At 66.1% G+C, this 5,288-nt stretch carries 4 protein-coding genes; 1 reads left to right on the top strand and 3 read right to left on the bottom strand.

What is annotated here, in order from left to right; translation table 11 throughout:
* Positions 1-16: 16 nt before the first annotated feature.
* Positions 17-1,879, bottom strand: coding sequence for an ABC transporter substrate-binding protein (locus VFG33_RS17850; RefSeq protein WP_325054016.1), 1,863 nt, complete (start codon positions 1,877-1,879; stop codon positions 17-19).
* Positions 1,880-2,057: 178 nt separating this feature from the next.
* Here VFG33_RS17850 and VFG33_RS17845 point away from each other — a divergent pair, with 178 nt between their 5' ends.
* Entirely contained in the window at positions 2,058-2,456 is a 399-nt protein-coding gene (locus tag VFG33_RS17845; protein WP_325054015.1) for a RidA family protein, read from the top strand.
* A 15-nt stretch (positions 2,457-2,471) separates the two neighbouring features.
* On the opposite strand, the gene VFG33_RS17840 is transcribed toward VFG33_RS17845, so the two are convergent.
* Entirely contained in the window at positions 2,472-3,899 is a 1,428-nt protein-coding gene (locus VFG33_RS17840) for a M20/M25/M40 family metallo-hydrolase (protein WP_325054014.1), read from the bottom strand.
* Positions 3,900-3,906: 7 nt separating this feature from the next.
* A complete protein-coding gene (locus tag VFG33_RS17835; protein WP_325054013.1) occupies positions 3,907-5,121 on the bottom strand; it encodes an MFS transporter in 1,215 nt (404 codons plus the stop codon).
* Positions 5,122-5,288: the final 167 nt, after the last annotated feature.

The following is a 5,288-nucleotide window of genomic DNA, read 5'->3' as shown; positions in this document are numbered from 1 at the left end:
CTGTAGCTAGGGGGCTCTACTTGTTGAACCACCAGTACTGCGGTTGGGTCTGACCGCTCACGAAGGAGGCGAACGCGTTCGGCGGGCCGGCGAGTTTGTCGGTCCAGGCGATCACGGTGCTGCGGGACGGGGTGAACAGGGCCGGCTGGTCGGTGGTCAGGAACTCGATCTCCGCCTTCGCCGCGGACGGGTCGGAGTCGACCACGGACGCCTGGATGAGTGCGTCGGCCTTCGGATTGCTGTAGCTGCCGGAGTTGGAGCTACCGGTCGTGTTGTACAGGTTGTTCGAGGTCGGGTTCAGGAAGGAGCCTTCACCGCCGAGCAGTTTCATCCCCCACTCGTCCACATTCTGCGGGTTGCTGACGTTCGACAGGTTCTGGATCATGAACCCGGCGTCCTTCCCGACCAGCTCGAGCTCGATGCCCACGCGCTTGGCATTGGACGCCAGCGCCTGTGCTTGCAAGGTGTTCGTCTGCGGCCCGTTGTTGTAGTAGAACTTCCACTTCAGTTCGGCACCCTGTGCGATCCCGGCGCCGCATTGGTTCTGTCCGGCGCCCGGTGCGGTGCAGGTGGTGATCCCGCCGGGCTGCACGTCCCAGCCGTGCTCCTTCAGAATGGTCGCCGCCTGGTCGATGTCGAACGGGTACGGGTTCTTCAGGGTGTTGGCCGGGTGGTACTTCGAGGTCGGCGCTGACGGGAGTGGTCCGTATGTCTCGACAGCGAATCCCTTGAACACTCCCTTCACCACCCCGGCCTGGTCCTGCAGGTGCGCGAGTGCCTGCCGGATGTACAGCTGGGAGATGATGGCGGCGAAGTTCCCGCTCTTGTTCTTGAAGTTGTAGGTGATCGGGAAGAAGCCGGTGGTCTCGCCCTTGTAGACGTGGTAGCCCTTCTTCTGGATGTCCGGAACCTTCTCCATGTTCGCGGGCGGGACCCTGGCGATGTCCACGGTGTTGGTTTCGATTGCTGAGAGCAACGCTGCCGGTGAGGTGAACGGTTTCAGCTTGTAGCTGGCGATGTTCGCCTTGCCCGGCCCGGTGTACGCGTCATTCGGAACGAGCGTCGCCTCGTTGGACGCCGGGGTGAACTGGTCGAGCACGAACGGACCGTTCACGATCTTCCATAACGGGTTCTTGGCGTAGGTCTTCGGATCGGACGACTGCGCGAACAGATACTTGAAGATCTGTGCGGCAACGGCCGGATCCTTGGCGTCGAGCCCCTCCTGGTTCGCGGTGCGATTCCACTTGGCACTGGGCAGTGGGATCACCTGGGTCAGCACGTTCTCGGTGAACCAGGACGGGTTCACCGGCCGCGTGAGGTGGAGGACGACAGTCCGTTCATCGGGCGTGGTGGCGGACTTGACGTTGTCCGGGAACTGGCCGGGCGAGTACCCGTAGTAGTTCGCGGCGCTCTCCGCGACGGCGGCCTTGAGAATCGACAAGGAGAACACGACATCGGCCGCGGACACAGGCTTGCCGTCCGACCAGGTGTAGCCGTCGTTCAGCTTGATCGTCACGGTCAACGTGTCGGCGGAGTAGGCCGGCTCCTTGGCGAGGCTCTCCGGGTAGTTCACCTCCGGCGACTCGCCGACGTAACTCCAGTACAGCGGCCGCCACATCAGGTTGATGAAGCCGCTGATCATGTCGAAGTTCGCGAACTGCGACGGCTGGTACGGGAAGATCCAGGTCGGGCCGGTGCCGGCTGAGAGCCCGACGACGACGTCTCCGCCCGGTGCTGGGCTCCCGACTGCTTGGGGCAGGCTGCGGAGGTCGAGATCCGCGGCGCGCGTGGTGTTCTGAGGAGCGCTACTGCAGCCGACGAGTGCGAGCGCGGCGGCAACGGCTACCGCGGCCCCGGCCAGATGCGATCGATGTGCCATGTCCAACTTCCTTCAAGAACAGGTGCGGATAAGGGGGACATCGGGGGAGATGAGGGGGTGACCTATCCGCCGGGATGACGTGGTGCGGGCCCGCGATGTCCGGGACGATAGCACCAACTGTTGACTCGCTACAACGATTTGTTGCAATCCCTCGAGGATCGGGGCTAGCGTGTGCGGCATGACATCGACCGAACGACTTGTCGTCGACGGGATCGCCAGGCTCCCGCAGTTCGCCCATGCCGGCATCGCCGACGGATGGATCATGGTGTCGGGCACCCTCGGCACGGTCGAGACGGGGATGTTGATCGAGGGGGGCGTCGGGAACCAGACCGTCCGATGCCTCGAGAACATCGCCGGGATCCTCAAAGCCGCGTCGGCCAGTTGGGACGACGTTCTGAAAGTGAACGTCTATCTCGCCGACATGGCCGACTACGAGGAGATGAACGCCGCCTACCTCGGGTACTTCGCTGACGTGCCGCCTGCCCGGATGGGCGTCGGCGGAGTCCACCTCGCCCTCGGCGCGAAGGTCGAGATCGACTGCGTCGCGAAGCGCTCCGAGGGCGCCCCGGTCAGCTAGGAGACGGGTCCTCTGTTACGCGCCGGCGTGCGCGTCGATGATGTGTGCGATGGACTCGGTCACCTGTCGGGCGAAGGGAAGGTTCAGCCACTCGTCCGGCACGTGCAGGTTCGAGTCGGGGCCAAGGGCTCCGGTCACGATGAACTGGGCGTCCGGGTAGCGCTTCCCGAGCATCTCCATGAAGGGGATTCCGCCACCGAGGCCGGCGCGTCGGCAGGGTCGGCCGAACACGTGTTCGCCGACGTCCGCCAGAGCCGAGGACAGCCACGGCGCCGGCGTCGGCGAATGCCAGCCGTTGATGGTCATGACATCGGCGATCTCGACCTGTGCGCCGTACGGCACGTCCGTAGTCACGATCCGTTCGAGCGCGGCGAGGGCCGTCTCGGCGTCGATCGGGGGCGGGATGCGGAAGCTCAGGCGCAGGGACACCGCATCGAGAAGGACCGCGCCCGCGGTCGGCGCGTCCGGGAGGCCGGCGGCACCGATCACCGACAGCGCCGGACGCCAGGTGTTGTTCACGATCAAGTCGACGTCGTCATCGAAGAGCGGCACAGCACCCTCGACCAGCGGGAATCGCCGCGCGACCGCGCCGGGGTCCAGGGCGGCGAGCTCCGCGACCTCTTCGCGCACCCCTTCGGGGAGGGCGGCGTGCATCTCGGGGACCCTGACCTCGCCGGTCGCCGGGTCCTCCAGGCGGTCCAGCAGCCGTCGCATGACGAGGAACGGGTTGGGCACGATGCCGCCCGCGAGCCCTGAATGGGCGGGCGAATCGAGCACCCGCACGGTCACGGTCGCCTGTACTGCGCCACGCAGGCTGGAGATCAGCCACAGCCGCTCGTAGTCCTCGCCCCCACCGTCGAGGCTCACCACCAGCGTCACCTCACCCAACTGGTCGGCCAGCTGCTCAAGGTAGATCGGCAGGTCGGGGCTGCCGGACTCTTCGCCTGTCTCCAGCAGCACCACGGTCCTGGCATGCTCCCCACCGACGGCCCGCACCGCGCCGAGGGCTGTCACCGCCACATAGGCCGCGTACCCGTCATCGGCCGAGCCTCTCCCGTAGAGCCTGTCTCCCCGCCGCACCGCCTTCCAAGGGCCAAGCCCGTCGGACCACTCGCCCAGAGCGGGCTGTTTGTCGAGGTGCCCGTAGAGGAGCACGGTCCCGCTGGAGACCGCCCCCTGTGTCGCTGGCACATCCACCAGCAACAGCGGAGTACGGCCCTCAAGCTCCACAACCTGGCAGACTGCGCCGGGCAGACCAAAGGATTCGACCCACCGCCGTACATGGTTGACGGCAGCATGCAACTGTCCGCTCTCACGCCATGAGGCGTCGTAGGCAGGAGAGACCGCGGGGATCTCCACCAGTGCCGACAGGCTGGGGATCACATCGTCCGCCCATGCGCGCGCTACCGCCTCGTGCACCCGGGCAGGTTCCATGTTCGACATCCGACGATCAAACCCTTTCGTGCGTGCGGTGATTTGCTCGGGCGAGGATGAACAGGACACCCACGCACAGCACGGCCACTATGCAGGCGAAGTACTCGACGGCGACGAGGAGTCCGGCCAGGGTAGCGAGCAATCCGACGCCGATGACAGGCAGGCCGACGCCTAGGTACATGATCCCGTAGAAGCTGGACAGTACGTCGGCGTGGCGGTGGGCGGGGGCGGTTTGGTTGATGGTGGTGAGACCGCCGAGATACACCAGGCCCTGGCCGGTGCCGGCGACCACGGTCGCGATCAGTAGCAGTACCAGCGAAGAGATGCCGCCGGCGACGGCGAGCAGTACCAGGCCGCAGGCAAGTAGGGGGAGACCGAAAAGTTCCAGGCTCCGGGCGGGTCTGCGGTAGCCGGCCAGCTGGGCGAGCGCAGAACAGGCCAGCATCAGCGCCACGGCCGCACCGCCGAGGAGCAGGTTCCTGCTGCCCGAGAGGCTGGCGACGTAGGTGGGAATGAGGGTGAGGAATACTCCGATCACGGCGAACGCGAGGAAGCTCGCCGACCCACTGGTCGCGAACTGTGACCTCATGTCCGCGGGGATCTCAGGACGGCGGGGGTGCCAGCGGCCGGCCGTGCGTCTCGCCGGCAGCGACACGATGATCGCCGCGGCCGGCACCAGCAACACGATTTCCAGGACGAACGGCAGAACGTGTGGCGCCGGAGCGTACTGAGCCAGCAGCCCGGCCACTACCGGTCCGAGGCCGAGACCGCCGACGGATGCCACGGTGGACACCAGGGCGGCTTTGCGGCGATTCCCGGTGGGTTCGAGTTCTGTCAGCGCCGCGGTCAGTGGCCCGGAAGCTGCTCCGATCGCGGCACCCTGCAGGATGCGGCCAGCAAACAGCCACGCCGTGTTCTCGGCGAGGGCAAAGGCCAGCGACCCCAGCGCCGCCAACGCCAGCGCCGGCAGGAGCACCCGGCGGCGGCCGATCGCATCGGACAACGGGCCGGCCACCAGGAGCGAGGGGATCAGGACCGCCACATACGCGGCGAAGATCAGCGTGACGAGCAGCGGTGAGAATCCGAACTCCGCCTCGTAGCCTCGGTACAAGGGCGTCGGCAGATTCGTGCCGGTCAGCAGGATCAGCAGCGCGTAGGCCGTAGCCCAGAACTTCCATCGCCCTTTCGGGACGGGCTGCCTGTCCGGGTTCACACTCGCCGCCTGCGACATCCGTGCCTCCACATGTTCGATATTTCCGAACATAACAGATGTTCGAGAAAGCCGAACATGTTGGGTAGGCTGCAGCCATGGCCAGCCGTACCTCGACCGCACTTGTGCATCCCGATCGTGCGGACCTGCGGTTCACCACCGTGATGGCTGCTCTGAGCGATCCGGTC

The sequence above is a fragment of the Kribbella sp. genome, from assembly GCF_035687465.1.
Classification (GTDB): domain Bacteria; phylum Actinomycetota; class Actinomycetes; order Propionibacteriales; family Kribbellaceae; genus Kribbella.
This window is presented reverse-complemented; position numbering and strand designations above follow the sequence as displayed.

Excerpts from the sequence above, each read along its gene's own strand:
- VFG33_RS17850 (WP_325054016.1), bottom strand. The coding sequence starts at position 1,879 with ATGGCACATCGATCGCATCTGGCCGGGGCCGCGGTAGCCGTTGCCGCC.
- VFG33_RS17845 (WP_325054015.1), top strand. The coding sequence starts at position 2,058 with ATGACATCGACCGAACGACTTGTCGTCGACGGGATCGCCAGGCTCCCG.
- VFG33_RS17840 (WP_325054014.1), bottom strand. The coding sequence starts at position 3,899 with ATGTCGAACATGGAACCTGCCCGGGTGCACGAGGCGGTAGCGCGCGCA.
- VFG33_RS17835 (WP_325054013.1), bottom strand. The coding sequence starts at position 5,121 with ATGTCGCAGGCGGCGAGTGTGAACCCGGACAGGCAGCCCGTCCCGAAA.